General features: G+C 44.0%; 15 protein-coding genes. 12 read left to right on the top strand and 3 right to left on the bottom strand.

The genetic code is table 11. The annotated features are described in order from the left end of the window. Window positions 1-19: 19 nt before the first annotated feature. From HMPREF2904_RS00965 to HMPREF2904_RS01010, 10 genes are all read left to right on the top strand, one after another. Window positions 20-736: a DUF554 domain-containing protein gene (locus HMPREF2904_RS00965; RefSeq protein ID WP_070659450.1), complete on the top strand. Its 717-nt coding sequence runs from the start codon at window positions 20-22 to the stop codon at window positions 734-736. A gap of 508 nt (window positions 737-1,244) precedes the next feature. Then, on the top strand, window positions 1,245-1,823 hold the full coding sequence (locus HMPREF2904_RS00970; RefSeq protein WP_070659482.1) for an HD domain-containing protein: 579 nt from the start codon (window positions 1,245-1,247) through the stop codon (window positions 1,821-1,823). Window positions 1,824-1,959: 136 nt separating this feature from the next. Beyond that, window positions 1,960-2,808, top strand: a complete 849-nt coding sequence (locus tag HMPREF2904_RS00975; RefSeq protein WP_070659451.1) for a Cof-type HAD-IIB family hydrolase — start codon at window positions 1,960-1,962, stop codon at window positions 2,806-2,808. Next, window positions 2,809-3,441, top strand: a complete 633-nt coding sequence (locus tag HMPREF2904_RS00980) for an SGNH/GDSL hydrolase family protein (RefSeq protein WP_070659453.1) — start codon at window positions 2,809-2,811, stop codon at window positions 3,439-3,441. It begins immediately after the preceding gene. 148 nt (window positions 3,442-3,589) lie between these two features. Next, window positions 3,590-3,985, top strand: a complete 396-nt coding sequence (locus tag HMPREF2904_RS00985; RefSeq protein WP_070659455.1) for a CopY/TcrY family copper transport repressor — start codon at window positions 3,590-3,592, stop codon at window positions 3,983-3,985. 18 nt (window positions 3,986-4,003) lie between these two features. Then, a complete protein-coding gene (locus HMPREF2904_RS00990) occupies window positions 4,004-4,375 on the top strand; it encodes a cupredoxin domain-containing protein (protein ID WP_070659457.1) in 372 nt (123 codons plus the stop codon). Between the two features lie 10 nt (window positions 4,376-4,385). Continuing rightward, window positions 4,386-6,608 (top strand): heavy metal translocating P-type ATPase, encoded by a 2,223-nt coding sequence (locus HMPREF2904_RS00995; protein WP_070659459.1) that lies wholly within the window; start codon window positions 4,386-4,388, stop codon window positions 6,606-6,608. A 625-nt stretch (window positions 6,609-7,233) separates the two neighbouring features. Next, window positions 7,234-9,009, top strand: a complete 1,776-nt coding sequence (spxB, locus tag HMPREF2904_RS01000; protein WP_070659461.1) for a pyruvate oxidase — start codon at window positions 7,234-7,236, stop codon at window positions 9,007-9,009. A 158-nt stretch (window positions 9,010-9,167) separates the two neighbouring features. Beyond that, window positions 9,168-9,515: a VOC family protein gene (locus tag HMPREF2904_RS01005; RefSeq protein WP_070659462.1), complete on the top strand. Its 348-nt coding sequence runs from the start codon at window positions 9,168-9,170 to the stop codon at window positions 9,513-9,515. 201 nt (window positions 9,516-9,716) lie between these two features. Then, on the top strand, window positions 9,717-11,156 hold the full coding sequence (locus tag HMPREF2904_RS01010; protein ID WP_070659464.1) for a 6-phospho-beta-glucosidase: 1,440 nt from the start codon (window positions 9,717-9,719) through the stop codon (window positions 11,154-11,156). 265 nt (window positions 11,157-11,421) lie between these two features. Here HMPREF2904_RS01010 and HMPREF2904_RS01015 read toward each other — a convergent pair whose 3' ends face one another. Beyond that, window positions 11,422-11,805 carry a hypothetical protein gene (locus tag HMPREF2904_RS01015; protein WP_256263220.1) on the bottom strand — a complete coding sequence of 128 codons (384 nt, stop codon included), beginning with the start codon at window positions 11,803-11,805 and terminating at the stop codon, window positions 11,422-11,424. 203 nt (window positions 11,806-12,008) lie between these two features. Here HMPREF2904_RS01015 and HMPREF2904_RS01020 point away from each other — a divergent pair, with 203 nt between their 5' ends. Together HMPREF2904_RS01020 and HMPREF2904_RS01025 are read left to right on the top strand one after the other, a co-directional pair. After that, entirely contained in the window at window positions 12,009-12,698 is a 690-nt protein-coding gene (locus tag HMPREF2904_RS01020; protein WP_070659466.1) for a response regulator transcription factor, read from the top strand. Continuing rightward, window positions 12,698-13,585 carry a sensor histidine kinase gene (locus HMPREF2904_RS01025; RefSeq protein ID WP_070659467.1) on the top strand — a complete coding sequence of 296 codons (888 nt, stop codon included), beginning with the start codon at window positions 12,698-12,700 and terminating at the stop codon, window positions 13,583-13,585. Before HMPREF2904_RS01020 ends, HMPREF2904_RS01025 begins: the two co-directional genes overlap by 1 nt. A 20-nt stretch (window positions 13,586-13,605) precedes the next feature. On the opposite strand, the gene HMPREF2904_RS01030 is transcribed toward HMPREF2904_RS01025, so the two are convergent. Together HMPREF2904_RS01030 and HMPREF2904_RS01035 are read right to left on the bottom strand one after the other, a co-directional pair. Further along, window positions 13,606-14,358, bottom strand: coding sequence for an ABC transporter permease (locus HMPREF2904_RS01030; protein WP_070659469.1), 753 nt, complete (start codon window positions 14,356-14,358; stop codon window positions 13,606-13,608). Between the two features lie 54 nt (window positions 14,359-14,412). After that, window positions 14,413-15,321, bottom strand: a complete 909-nt coding sequence (locus tag HMPREF2904_RS01035; protein WP_023919084.1) for an ABC transporter ATP-binding protein — start codon at window positions 15,319-15,321, stop codon at window positions 14,413-14,415. Window positions 15,322-15,450: the final 129 nt, after the last annotated feature.

Genomic DNA, 15,450 nt, shown 5'->3' on the forward strand with positions numbered 1-15,450 from the left:
TGAACGAAGGAGTTTGTCAATGATCGGTTTAGGGACCTTCTATAATGCCTTAGGGGTCGTGTTTGGTGGGCTATTAGGATTGCTCATCGGTCAACGTTTGTCAGAAGATTTTCATGAGACCCTTCTGAAAGTGACAGGAGTTGCTGTTTTTGTCTTAGGCATCGCAGGGACCTTGGAAAAGATGCTGGTGGTGCATGGAAGTCATGTGGAAAGTCACGGCAGTATGATGTTGATTCTGAGTCTAGTAATCGGGACCGTTATCGGGGAACTCTTGAAGATTGAGGAGGGCTTTGAGCGCCTGGGAACTTGGCTAAAGGAAAAGACGGGCAACCAAGGCGATACTAGTTTTGTTGATGCCTTTATGACCACGGCCTTGACTATTTGTATTGGGGCTATGGCGGTGGTCGGAGCCGTCCAGGATGGCCTGACAGGCGGCACCTCGACCTTGTTGGCCAAGGCTATTCTCGATATGGTTATCGTTCTGGTCTTGACCGTTTCAAAAGGAAAGGGTGCGATCTTTGCGGTGGTTCCACTCGTGATCTTTCAAGGTTTGATCACGCTATTGGCCCATTTGATCGCACCGATCATGACTCCACAAGCCCTTTCGAATCTGTCGCTAGTCGGCTCCAGCCTCATTCTCTGTGTAGGGATCAATCTCATCTGGGGCAAACGAATCAAGGTCGCTAATCTCCTGCCAGCAGTGCTGATTGCCATTATTTGGGCCTTTGTTGGCTAAAAAAGAGAAGCTAACCAGGAGCTTCAGATTTAAGACAAAGTCATATCAAAAACTTTCCTTAGGTGAGTACGGACGTCAGCGACCTTCTTCGAAGTTCCATGACTAAGTTTTGAGCCCCTTCGCTCTTTAATTTCTGGGCTCAGGCTAAAACAGTTTCCCAAACTGTTTTACTCTCAATAATTCCGAGTGCCTGAAACGTATTGTTTCAGGCACTTTTCTCACAGCGGAAAGTTTTTATATTTTCTTGATTCATTCTAAAAATAGGAACTCATTTTTACTTACTTTTAGAATCGATTAACTTATTTTACTTTAAAATAGTTTGTCTCATTCTAAAGCTAAGCGGTAAAGAATGGTTAGCTTTTTTGCTTGCCTTTGTAGTCTTGTTAGAAAAATGAAGGTGCTCCGATAAAGGGGGGTATTTTCTTTTTGCAAATACGGGAATTCATTTATGGAAAACCTGATTTTTGGTATGATAGTCGTAATTTCGAATAGGGAGGTTGGAGTCGCCATGAGTGATCTGAATCAGACAGTTGAATTTATTAAAGAAATCGAGAAATTAAAGTCAGTAACAAGGTTTAATAGAACCCTTGATGGACGGTTTGAAAATAGTGCCGAGCATTCTTGGCAGGGTGCGATAGCTGCGATGGTTCTGCAAGATTATTATCCTGAAAAATTGAATATGGAAAAGGTGATTTCTATGTTACTGATCCATGATTTAGGTGAGATTTATGCCGGAGATACTTGGGTGTTTGATGATGAAAAAAAGCTTCATGCTCATGATAGAGAGCTAGCATCTATAGAAAAAACAATGAGCCTCCTTCCAGAAGCAACATATTTGAATATGAAAAAATCGTGGTTGGAGTTTGAAAAAGGGCAGAGTCCTGAGGCAAGATATGCAAGAGTGATTGACGCATTGGTACCACTGATCAATCACTTGGAAGTGTCAGATGTCAATTATAATCCCGATCATATCCGTTCAGAGATGGTATTAGAAAAGAAAAAGTTCATAAAAAGTGAATCGGAAGAATTATGGAAACTGACGGAAGAGTTGGTTCAGGAAAGTGTGGAAAAGGGCTTATATTTATAAGATCAATTGGCCTTTAGTAGCAATTTTCAGCCCAAGAGGATACCACCTGTTTTCACGGGTGGTTTTGACTTGCTTGATCTGTGGTATAATGGGATCAGATAATTTGCACCCTTTGAAAGGGAAAAGGTTAGATTGTATGATTAAGTTGATTGCAACAGATATGGATGGGACCTTATTAGATGAGCGAGGAGAGGTGGATCTCCCGCGCCTGGAAAGGCTATTGGACCACTTGGATCAAAAAGGGATTCGCTTTGTCATTGCGACGGGAAATGAAATCCATCGCATGCGCCAGCTCTTGGGTCCTTTGGTCAAACGGGTGACCCTAGTCGTGGCCAATGGAGCTCGGATTTTTGAGGATGACCAGATGATTCTAGGAAAATTCTGGGATCGAGAACTAGTAGAGGCAGTTCTTGCTTATTTTAAGGGGCGGGAAATTTCGGACCAGCTGGTTGTGTCAGCTGTTAATGGTGGCTTTGCTAAGGAAGGCACGGTCTTTACAGAAGTTGAGAAATTCATGCAGCCGGAAGTGATTGAAGCCTTGTACAAACGGATGAAGTTTGTCCCCGAATTGACAGCAGATCTATTTGATCAGGTGCTTAAAATGAGCTTGGTGGTTGGCTTGGATCGTCTTGATCAAGTGCGTCGAGAAGTCCAGCAAGCTTTTGGAGATCAGCTCATGGCGGTTTCGAGCGGTTTTGGCAGCATGGATCTCTTACAAGCCGGCATTCACAAGGCTTGGGGTCTGGCTCAATTAATGGAGAAGTGGCAACTTCATGCCAGCCAGGTCATGGCCTTTGGGGATAGCGGAAACGACATCGAAATGCTTGAAATGGCTGCTCACTCCTATGCTGTAGCCAATGCAGAAGAAGCTGTCAAGGCTGTTGCCAAACACCTAGCACCGAGCCATCAGGAAGGTGGTGTCTACCAGGTGATCGAAGAGTATCTAGGATTGACCCTCTGGGAACAAGTGAAAGGAAAGAATTAGATGGCGGTACAACTGTTAGAAGACTGGCTCTTAAAGGAGCAGGAGAAAATCATAACAACCTATCGGGAACTCAATCAATCCCCTCTGAAGGAGCCTGGTTTGATCTTTATCGGAGACTCCATCGTGGAGTATTTTCCCATTCATGAACTATTACAAAGTCCGAAACACATGGTCAATCGAGGAGTGCGAGGCTATAAGACGGATCTTCTTCGTGAGCATCTAGACGCCCATGTCTTTGGAACGGCGGTGGATCAGATCTTTCTCTTGATCGGGACCAATGATATCGGAAAAGAAATTCCTCAAAAGGAAACCTTGGACAATGTAGAAGCGGTCTTACAAGCAATTATGCGAGATTTTCCGCTGACCTACATCAACCTGATCTCGGTTCTACCGGTGAGTCGAGATGAGCGCTATAAACAAAAGATCTATGTGCGGACCAATGAAAAAATTCAGGCCCTCAATCAAGCCTATCAAGAATTGGCCCAGGCCTACCACCAGGTCAGCTATGTCGATGTGTATTCGTCTTTATTGGATGAAAAGGGGCAGTTGGCAGAAGCCTATACGACAGATGGTCTCCATTTAAGTGTGGCTGGTTACCGAGTTCTAGCCCAAGCTCTGCAGGAGACATTATAGAGACAAAAATAGGGAGCGAAAAAAGCCCAACTAGACAAATCTTCAAAGGAAGATTTGTTTTTTTAAAATATTTTGGTTGACAAATGTAAATCTTAGGAGTAGAATAGCATCATAAGATTTACAAATGTAGATTTTGAAAGGAGAGGTCATGCAAATTTCCAATGCGGAATGGCGTATCATGAAGATTATCTGGATGGAAGGCAAGCAGACCAGCACGGATTTGATCGCAGTCTTGTCTGAGCGCTTTGACTGGTCGAAGTCGACCATCAAGACTCTCTTGACGCGCTTGGTTGAAAAGGGCTGTCTGACCAGAGAAAAATCTGGTAAAGCCTTTGTCTACTCGGCACTATTGACGCAGGACCAGAGTTTAGACTTGGTCGTTGAGGATGTGAAGGACAAGGTTTGTTCAAAAAGGATTGTCCAGGTGCTTGAAAACTTGATTCAGGCGAGTGACTTTACGCTAGCAGATCTTAATCAGCTACAACAAGTCCTCGAAGAAAAGAAAGCAGAGGCTGTCGAAACAGTCCCTTGCAATTGTATGTAATAGAAAGAAGGAAATTCTATGTTTGGATTGGTGATTAGTATTGTTTGTTTACTTGTGGTTGTCTTTATTGCTTGGTGGTTCTTTGCAGAACATGAAAAGATGAGTGACCACGCTCGTCAAAAATCAGGTTATCAAGAAATTGAAGTCGAAGTCATGGGGGGCTATTCGCCTGAAACCATTGTCCTGAAAAAGAATGTTCCAGCCCGGATCATCTTTAACCGCAAGGATCCCTCTTCATGTCTTGACCAAGTGGTCTTTCCAGACTTTGGGGTGCATGAAGATTTGCCTTTGGGTGAAAAACATGTCATTGAAATTACGCCAGAAAATGCGGGCGAATATGGGTATTCATGTGGTATGAATATGATGCATGGTCACATGATTGTGGAATAAAGGAGTAGGTATGGCAGAAAAACAAAAAGCAGTTGTGGAAAACGGAGTGCAAAAGATCCGTATTACAGCAGAAAAGGGCTATAGTCCCAAAGAATTTCAACTCCAAAAAGGGGTTCCTGCTGAAATCACCTTCCATCGGGTCAATCCATCCGGCTGTTACAAGGAGATTTTGTTTGAAGATCAGGGAATTTTAGAACCTTTGGAAGTTGGTGTGGATAAGGTCATTTCTTTTACCCCGACAGAAACAGGGGACTTTGAGTTCTCTTGTGGAATGAAGATGCAAAAGGGTTCCTACACAGTTGTGGAAAAACGCCGTCGTGTCTTAAGTTTGCTGGATCGCTTTTGGATTACCAGTATCTTTACCCTTCCCTTATTGATCTTGATGATCGGGATGGTGGCAGGCTTTGTATCCCATCCAGTCAGTCACTGGGGGACCTTTCTAGCGACAACGCCGATCATGCTAGTGGCAGGTGTGCCCTTTATCAAGAGTGCCTGGGCTTCTTTTAAGAAACACCATGCCAATATGGATACCTTGGTAGCTCTGGGAACCCTGGTAGCCTATGTCTATAGCGTATTTGCCCTTTTTGCTGGTCAACCAGTATACTTTGAAAGTGCGGGCTTTATCCTCTTCTTTGTTCTTTTAGGGCAAGTCTTTGAGGAACGGATGCGTAAAAATGCCTCCAAGGCTGTGGAAAAGTTGTTGGATTTGCAGGCAAAAACAGCCCAAGTTCTCCGTGATGGGGACTATGTCGAAGTGGCGGCTGAAGATATCCACATTGGTGACTTGATTCGGGTCCGTCCTGGGGAAAAGATCGCGGTCGATGGGACTATTGTGGAAGGAAGCACGACCATTGATGAGTCGATGGTGACAGGTGAAAGCCTGCCTGTGGAAAAATCAGTTGGTGATGCCGTCATTGGTTCCACCATCAACAGCAATGGGACCATTCTCTTCAAGGCTGAAAAAGTCGGTAGTGAGACCCTCTTATCTCAAATTGTCGCCTTTGTTAAAATGGCCCAATCCAGTCGTGCTCCAATTCAAGATCTGACGGATAAGATTTCAGGTATCTTTGTTCCAGCAGTGACGATTTTGGCCATTGCGACTTTCTGGGTTTGGTCCGTGCTTTTGGGAGCATCGCTTCAAGAGGCCATGCTCTATGCAGTCTCTGTCCTCATTATTGCCTGTCCTTGTGCCCTTGGTTTGGCGACGCCAACAGCCCTTATGGTCGGAACTGGTCGCAGTGCTAAGATGGGGGTTTTGATCAAAAACGGAACCGTCCTTCAAGAAGTTCAAAAAATTCAAACTGTTGTGTTTGATAAGACAGGGACCATCACCATTGGCCAACCCCTTGTAACCGATGTGGTAGGAGATGAAGCGCGTGTTTTGACACTGGCTGCTAGTCTTGAAACTTTTTCAGAACATCCCCTTGCGCAAGCGGTCTTATCACGGGCAGAAGAAAAAGGTTTGGTGCTATCCCCTGTGGAAAACTTCCAAGCGATCGAAGGAAAAGGGGTCCAAGGTCAGATCGATCAGCAGTTGGTGACCTTGGGAAATGGCAAACTCCATGATGGAACAGCGATGGATCCTGAGCTCGAAAAACGGATGGTAGACTTGCAAAAGCAGGCCAAGACAGTCATCAGTTTGGCTGTGGATGGTCAAGTGATTGGCTTGATTGCCATTCAGGATGCACCAAAGGCCAGCTCAAAAGAAGCTATCCGTAAGCTCAAAGAACGGGGCTTAAAGACTGTTATGTTAACGGGGGATAACGAACGGGTAGCCCAGGCCATTGCCGATCAAGTAGGAATTGATACCGTCATTGCCGATGTCCTCCCTCAAGAAAAGGCCAGCGCCATCCAAAAACTGCAAGAAAGCAGTAAGGTAGCCTTTGTGGGAGATGGGATCAATGATGCTCCAGCTCTTTCGATTGCAGATGTTGGAATTGCCATGGGATCTGGTACGGATATTGCGATCGAGTCTGGTGGCATCGTGCTCACGCAAAATGATTTGCTTGGCGTTGTTCGTGCCTTTGATATGAGTCAAAAGACCTTCCGTCGGATCTTGCTCAATCTTTTCTGGGCCTTTATCTACAATGTCATTGGGATTCCAATTGCTGCCGGAGTCTTTGCGGGTCTAGGATTGACCCTCAATCCAGAACTAGCAGGTCTCGCCATGGCCTTCAGTTCTGTATCTGTTTTGACCAGCTCGCTGCTCCTCAATGTCGCAAAGATTGATTAAAGGGAACAAAAAGTGATACACATATCACGTAGAGTGAAAATAAAATCTTTCCTGAGATTTTCCTTAGGTGAGTACGGACGTCAGCGAACTTCTACGAAGTTCCATGACTTAGTTTTGAACCTAAAGTTTCAAAACTCCCGAGTGCTAGAAACAACAGTGTTTCTAGCACTTTTCTCACGGCGGAAATTCTCAGGATATATTTAAATAATGAAAACAATAGAGAAGTCCTTTTATTTTTACAGAGTTTTCTTATGTTATTTTATATAAAAAATTATTTTTATATGTTCGGAGTGCTACAGCATGCTGTAGCACTTTTTTCTCTTTTCCATACAGCTCTAAGGGAAAAGGACAGGTAAGAAAATATAGTATAAAACCCTATTGTAGGATAGTTTGTGAAAATTTCTCAAAAAGAGCATCTGTTATGGAATAGGGATTGAGCATCTCTGAGCAGATCCTTATACATGTGAATCTCTTTGTGATAAATTAATACTGTAATCGTTTTGTAAATCGTTTTCATGAGAAAAGTCAGAAAAAACTCATTTTCAAGGCGAGATGATCGCAAAGATGAAGTAGAAGCGCTATGCTGCATTTTAAGGGATCAAAATAGAATTAAAGGAGAGTTAGAATGACTCAAGGAAAAATTACTGCATCTGCAGCAATGCTTAATGTATTGAAAACATGGGGCGTAGATACGATCTACGGTATCCCATCTGGAACACTTAGCTCACTTATGGACGCTTTGGCTGAAGACAAAGATATCCGTTTCTTGCAAGTTCGTCACGAAGAAACTGGTGCTCTTGCAGCGGTAATGCAAGCTAAATTTGGTGGCTCTATCGGGGTTGCAGTTGGTTCAGGTGGACCTGGTGCAACTCACTTGATCAACGGTGTTTACGATGCAGCTATGGATAACACTCCATTCCTTGCTATCCTTGGATCACGTCCAGTTAACGAATTGAACTTGGATGCCTTCCAAGAATTGAACCAAAACCCAATGTACAACGGTATCGCTGTTTACAACAAACGTGTAGCTTACGCAGAACAATTACCAAAAGTAATCGACGAAGCTTGCCGTGCTGCCGTTTCTAAAAAAGGTCCAGCCGTTGTTGAAATTCCAGTAAACTTTGGTTTCCAAGAAATCGACGAAAACTCTTACTACGGATCAGGTTCTTATGAACGTCACTTTATCGCTCCTGCCTTGAACGAAGTGGAAATCGATAAAGCTGTTGAAATCTTGAACAATGCTGAACGCCCAGTGATCTACGCTGGTTTCGGTGGAGTTGGTGCGGGTGATGTGATCACTGAATTGTCTCGTAAAATTAAAGCACCAATCATTACGACTGGTAAAAACTTCGAAGCGTTTGAATGGGACTACGAAGGGTTGACAGGTTCTGCTTACCGTGTTGGTTGGAAACCAGCCAACGAAGTGGTCTTTGAAGCAGACACAGTTCTTTTCCTTGGTTCAAACTTCCCATTTGCTGAAGTATACGAAGCATTTAAGAACACTGAAAAATTCATCCAAGTGGATATCGACCCTTACAAACTTGGTAAACGTCATGCCCTAGACGCTTCAATCCTTGGTGATGCAGGTCAAGCAGCCAAAGCAATCCTTGATAAAGTGAATCCAGTTGAGTCTACTCCATGGTGGCGTGCAAACGTGAAGAACAACCAAAACTGGCGTGATTACATGAACAAACTCGAAGGTAAAACTGAGGGTGAATTGCAATTGTATCAAGTTTACAATGCAATCAACAAACATGCTGATCAAGACGCTATCTACTCAATCGACGTAGGTGACACTACTCAAACATCTACTCGTCACCTTCACATGACACCTAAGAACATGTGGCGTACATCTCCACTCTTTGCGACAATGGGTATTGCCCTTCCTGGTGGTATCGCTGCTAAGAAAGACAATCCAGATCGCCAAGTATGGAACATCATGGGTGACGGAGCCTTCAACATGTGCTACCCAGACGTTATCACAAACGTTCAATACGACCTTCCAGTTATCAACGTTGTCTTCTCAAATGGTAAATATGCCTTCATCAAGGACAAATACGAAGACACAAACAAACACTTGTTTGGTTGTGACTTCCCTAATGCTGACTATGCGAAAATCGCTGAAGCTCAAGGAGCTATTGGATTTACAGTTGACCGTATCGAAGATATTGATGCTGTTGTTGCAGAAGCTGTTAAATTGAACAAAGAAGGTAAGACAGTTGTCATCGATGCTCGCATCACTCCACATCGTCCACTTCCAGTAGAAGTTCTTGAGTTGGATCCAAAACAACACTCAGAAGAAGCGATCAAAGCCTTCAAGGAAAAATACGAAGCAGAAGAACTCGTACCATTCCGCCTCTTCTTGGAAGAAGAAGGGTTGCAATCACGCGCAATCAAATAATTTCTCTCGTGGAAAATCAAATGTAAACTGCGTTATCTTCACCTTGCCGTACTCCAGTACTGTCTGCGGTTCGATGCCTTGTTTATTCTTTGATTTTCTTAGAGCAGAACTTAAAAAGATCGGAGCAATCCGGTCTTTTTATGGAGGATAGATAGTAAATGAATTTAAATCAATTAGATATTATCGTTTCAGATGTTACCCAAGTTTGTGCTAGCTTGGAGCGTATTTTGGATAAAAAAGCCGATTATGTTGACGACAGTTTTGCTCAGTTCACGATTGGCAGTTACTGTCTCATGTTGTCTCAAAATCATTTGGTTCCTTTAGAAAACTTTCAGTCAGGAATCATTCTTCATATCGAGGTTGAGGATGTAGAGCAGAACTACAAACGGTTGAAAGAGCTTGGTATCCAGGTTTTAAACGGTCCAGTTGTAACCGATTGGGGAACCGAAAGCCTGTTAGTTGAAGGCCCTTCCGGACTAGTGCTTGATTTTTATCGTATGAAGTAGGTAATTCTATCATCAAATTTTTCATCAAAAAATTAAAACGTTCTTGGAGTGGAACTTAAAAAGATCGGAGTTATCCGGTCTTTTTGTGTTGCGCGTTAACAAAAACAATCTTAGAATAGTATCAGTTTTTCATAGGATCTTGTAGGATTTTTTGGAAAGAGAAGGGTATAATAGAACTATCAAATCAAGTGAGGTAGAGAGATGATCGACAAACTTCAATTTCCAGATGGTTTCCTTTGGGGTGGGGCGACGGCTGCCAACCAATGTGAAGGAGCTTATAATGAAGATGGCCGTGGCTTGGCCAATGTGGATGTGGTGCCGATTGGGCCTGATCGGCACGCCATTATTACAGGTAAGAGAAAAATGTTCGACTTTGAAGAGGGCTATTTTTATCCGGCTAAGGATGGCATTGATATGTACCATCGCTACAAGGAAGACATTGCTCTCTTTGGGGAAATGGGCTTTAAAACCTATCGCTTGTCCATTGCTTGGTCTCGGATCTTCCCTAAAGGAGATGAACTGGAGCCAAACGAAGCGGGTCTCCAGTTCTATGAAGACCTCTTTAAGGAGTGCCACAAGTATGGCATTGAACCCTTGGTGACCATTACCCACTTTGACTGTCCCATGCATTTGATTACCGAGTATGGAGGTTGGCGCAGTCGCAAGATGTTGGAATGTTATGAACGTCTCTGCCGGACCCTCTTCACTCGCTACAAGGGCTTGGTCAAATACTGGCTAACCTTTAATGAAATTAATATGATCCTTCATGCGCCTTTTATGGGAGCGGGTCTCTGCTTTGAAGAAGGGGAGAATGAGGAGCAAGTCAAATACCAGGCAGCTCACCATGAGTTGGTCGCTTCAGCCATTGCTACCAAGCTAGCCCATGAGATTGATCCTAACAATAAGGTTGGCTGTATGTTGGCAGCTGGGCAAAACTATCCACATACCTGTGCTCCGCGAGATGTCTGGGCTGGTCTAGAAGAAGACCGCAAGAACTATTTCTTCATCGATGTGCAGGCGCGTGGGGAATACCCAAACTATGCTAAGAAAGAGTGGGAGCGTCAGGGAATCACGGTTGAGATGACCGAGCAGGACCTTCAATTATTGAAAGAGCATACGGTGGACTTTATTTCCTTCTCCTACTATGCTAGTCGGGTCGCTTCAGGTGATCCAGCTGAAAGGGAGAAAACAGCGGGTAATATCTTTGCCTCTCTGAAGAACCCCTACCTAGAAAGTTCGGAATGGGGGTGGCAGATTGACCCTCTTGGTCTCCGCATTACCCTCAATACCATCTGGGATCGTTATCAAAAGCCGATGTTTATCGTGGAAAATGGACTAGGCGCCGTTGATACCCCAAATGAAGCCGGGGAGATTGAAGATGACTACCGGATTGACTACCTGGCTGCCCATGTCAAGGCCATGCGAGATGCCATTAACGAAGATGGTGTTGTCCTCTGGGGCTATACGACTTGGGGCTGTATTGACTTAGTCTCTGCCGGGACTGGAGAAATGAAGAAGCGCTACGGTTTTATCTATGTCGACCGGGATAACGAAGGTAAGGGAAGCTTAGCCCGCTCACGTAAGAAATCCTTCTATTGGTACAAAGAAGTTATTGCGACCAATGGAGCTTCTGTTGAATAAAAGTTTTCGGTACTTGCTGGCCGACTCTCTCCTATAAACGAAAAAGCTTAGAATCCCAACCACAAGCTGGGGTCCTAAGCTTTTTGTATGTAGTTTAGCCAAGTCCTTACGGATTTACTGGTCGTAATCTAAGACATTGTTCTCGATGACAAACTTAGATTCAGCGGAAATGTTGGCTGCTCCTAGTTGCAACTGTGAACTTCCGTCTGGCTTCATGATGTGCCACTGACCATCCTTGTGGGCAAAGATAGCCTGAAATGTGACGTTATTGCTCTTGTCTCGAATGGGTAGAACAAATGCTTGATCTGTATTCTCTAAGAGAATCTCTTCTTTTTTTTTCAAAGTTATAAATATAAAATTGCCCAGTTCTTTGTCCCAAACCATGAAGTTCATCGACTTTTTGCCAGTTCTCAAATTTTGTCCGAACAAGGGATTCATTATAAATCTTGTTGAAGGTTTCGTTGCGTTTCTTCGTTTCTTCCTCGTCTAGTGTTTTCTGAAACTCTGCAACCTTTTTAGTCGTTTGAATGGTTTGTTTGTTTTGCTCCCTGATTTGGTGTCGGTGGATGACTCGCAACATTCTTGCAGCAACGCCCAGGATGACAAGGATGGATACAAGACTGATTTTAGTTTTAGCATTATTTTTCATAGATGAGTCTCCCTATTGTGTCATTGGTCCTATTATACCCTTTGAAAGAAAGGATCGTCAAGTTCATCTTGTGATGACCTAACATGCAGATCTACCTGGGTACAATAGAATTTTATCAGATTTTCATTGACGAAGGTCCCTTTATTTGATAGGCTAGGGGAATAGAACTGATTTCACAAGAAAAGAAAAAAGGAGCGAGGCAAGTGGCACGGATTTTATTAATCGAGGATAATAATGATATCCAAGAAATTTTATACAGTCTATTAAGTGAAGATCATGAGGTCCTTCAAGCTTTTTCAGGTACAGAAGGGCTGCGGCTCTTCCAGCAAGAAGCTGTTGATTTGGTCCTTCTGGATATCATGCTTCCAGGGAAAAATGGGGACCAGGTCCTTGATGAGATCCGTTTGCAGAGTCAGACACCGGTTATCATGATGACCGCTCTTGGGGATAAACACCTCATTAGCCAGTACCTCCTTGCAGGTGCCAATGATTATATTGTCAAACCCTTTAATCTGGATGAAGTAGCGGCTCGGGTGACGGTGCAGTTGCGAAATCAACCGACGGTAGCACAGGAAGCTCAAGCGTCGCAAAAGCTCTCCTTTAAGAATTTGGTCCTGAATCCAGAAACCTTTGAACTGGAGTCTGGAGACCAGACGCTTCGCTTGGGCAAAAAAGAATTTCAAATTTTTGAGACCTTGCTGGCGCATCCAAAGAAGATTTTCACCAAGGAAGAATTGTATGAGGCGGTCTGGGAAGAAGTTTATCTGCCTGGTGACAATACCCTCAATGCCCAACTGAGCAATCTCCGAAAGAAAATTGCCCAGCTTGATCCAGATGAGGACTATATTGAAACGGTCTGGGGCTTGGGTGTTCGTTTGAAAGGAGACAAGTAATGTGGGTTTTAGTTCTAATTCTTGTCGTCCTTGTCCTTTTCTTGGGTTTGGGCTATGCTCGCTTGCTTTCTGCCTTAAAGGATTTGCAGGAGCAGATTCAACAGAAGCTCCAAAGCGGAAGTGGGGTACGGCTGACCTCTCAGGTCTCAAAAAAAGAATTGGTCGCCTTGACCAAGCAGGTCAGTGATCTCTTTGATCAGATCGAGCGGACCAATCGGATTGCCTTTCAAGAAAAGAAGACCTTGGATATGGCCATCAGTAATATTGCTCACGATATCCGGACGCCTTTGACCATTGCGTCGGGCTATACCCAACAAATCATCAAAGGTGGGACGCAGGAAGAGGAAAAGCTGAAGAAAATTGCTTCCAATCTTCAAGTCGTCTCAAAACGTTTGGAATCTCTCTTGGAATACAGACGCTTGATGGAGGGAGCCATTCAGCCTCGGCTTTCAGATGTTAATCTCAGCCAAGTCCTGACCCAGCAGTTGTTCCAGTATTATGATAGCTTGTCTGAGGCGGGGATTGCCTTAGAGGTAGAGATAGAAGAGCATCTTCATTATGCTACTGATCCTGAGCTTTGGGAGCGCCTCTTGCAAAATATGCTCAGCAATGTCCTCAAGCATGGGAAGGATCAGGCGCGTTTGACCTTGACCTCGGACGCGGACACGATTCGGGTAGAGCTGCGCAATATTGTGCAACAACCGATCCAACATTTAGACCAACTGGCTAGTCGATTCTACTCTGAAAATCTGTCGGATACAGAAGAGTCTTCTGGCTTGGGTCTCTACATTATTCAAAATTTTGTAGAGATCTTAGGCGGCGACTTGCAACTGGCAACGGAGGCAGATTGGTTTATCTTGACCATTACACTAAGAAAAAAGGCTTGAGCACCGCTCAAGCCTTTTTGTTATAAATCTTTGTGTTTGAAAGTAGCGAGTCCTAGGAAGCCGAAAACAAGGATGAATCCAAGAGCAATCGAGAGGGTGTTGTTCGTTGCTGTGGTGCTTTGGACCATGGAATATTGGAATTCCAAGTTTAGATAGTGGAGAATATCAATATCTTTAAAGAAAAGCGCAGGAAGATTTAAGAGGATATTTCCAACGAAGTAGCCAACGAAGGCCAAGGTGATGGATTGGCTAGCGTAAAGAAGGAAGGAAATGATGCTGACCCAAGCCAGGGTGGAAAGGAACTGAATCAGCACGGTCAGACCAAAATGAGCAAGGAAGTGCTCTGGCATGGTGCCAAGTCCATTGTAGAGGGTCGCGATCAAGAAGACGAGACCATAAGAAACGAGAAATTGGAAGAGGGCAATGGTCAGGACAACGGCGCTTTTGGCAAAGTAGTAGCTGGTGCGCGAAACCCCATAGGCCAGATTATTCTTGTATAAGTTTTGCGTTAAGTCTGTTCCTAGAACCAAGGTGATGACAATAATGGTAAAGAGGATAGTCACACTGATGCTGGAAGAGTAGTTGGTCAAGGCTTTAAAGCCCGTCCAAACTTCGGTTGCTTGGGGTAATTTGGATTCCGTATTGACGCCGACGTGGCCGGTAGCTCCAAAGATGACTCCAGACAGGATGTTGAGAACGAGAATGGCTTCTGTAATCCAAAAACCTTTAGAGCGAAAAAGTCTGTAAAAATCTGCTTGAATGGTATGCAACATGATAAATCTCCTAAATGAAATATGTGGGATAAGTAATGCAAGACGGTGGGTTGACTAGTCTACCAAGTCCGTAAAGAATTTTTCCAGATCTTGGCGGGCATAGTAGATTTCATCCACGTCAATATCTGCTTGAACGAGGGCTTTGACAATGACTTTAATATCGTGAGTCTGGCCGAATATATGGATTTCTCCATCCTTATCGATGACTTTGATACGGTGATGGAGTTGATCCTGGATCAGTTGACTGGCAAGGGCTAGCTGGCTAGTCTTGAGGATGATGTAATCTTCTCCTTGTTCTTCGAATTCAGCCTTGCTAATTTCTTTAATCAGGCGTCCTTGGTCGACAATACCAAAACGATTGGCAACCAGATAAAGTTCGGACAGGATGTGACTGGAAATGAGGATGGTCATGCCGAGTTCATCGTTGAGGCGCTTGATCATCTGACGGAATTCCTTGATTCCGACAGGATCGAGACCATTGATGGGTTCGTCCAAAATGAGGAAGTCGGGCTTGGCAATGAGCGCAATCGCAATTCCCAACCGTTGTTTCATCCCGAGTGAAAAATCGCGGAATTTCTTCTTACCCGTATTATTCAGGCCGACATAGTTCAAGGTTTCTTTGATGACCTGATCAGGGTTGGGGATATGGCGAGCCTTGCAATAGTAGACCAGGTTTTGATAAGCAGTCATATGCTTGTGGGCCACGGGACTCTCAATGACGGATCCGACCCGTTTCAGGGCTTGCGTCCACTGGGAGCGACTTGTAGAAGCAAAGAGAGAGACGCTTCCGTCAGTTTCCTGAATTAGTTGGGTGATGACCTTGATGAGGGTGGTTTTCCCAGCCCCGTTCTTACCGATCAGGCCATAAACGTCGCCTTTGCGAATGGTGAGATTCACATCATTTAAGGCGTATTGATGACCAAATTTTTTACTCAAATGGGAAATTTCTAATACTTTTTCCATGGTTTTCTCCTTCGTCCAAATGACTAGTTGTTTTCTTTACACTCTTAGTATACAGCTTGCTTTTCAAATAACTATCAAGCAATTCTCAAATATTTCTAAAAAAAGAGAGTGGGACAGAAATCGGTAATT

Source organism: Streptococcus sp. HMSC072G04, assembly GCF_001813295.1.
GTDB lineage: Bacteria > Bacillota > Bacilli > Lactobacillales > Streptococcaceae > Streptococcus.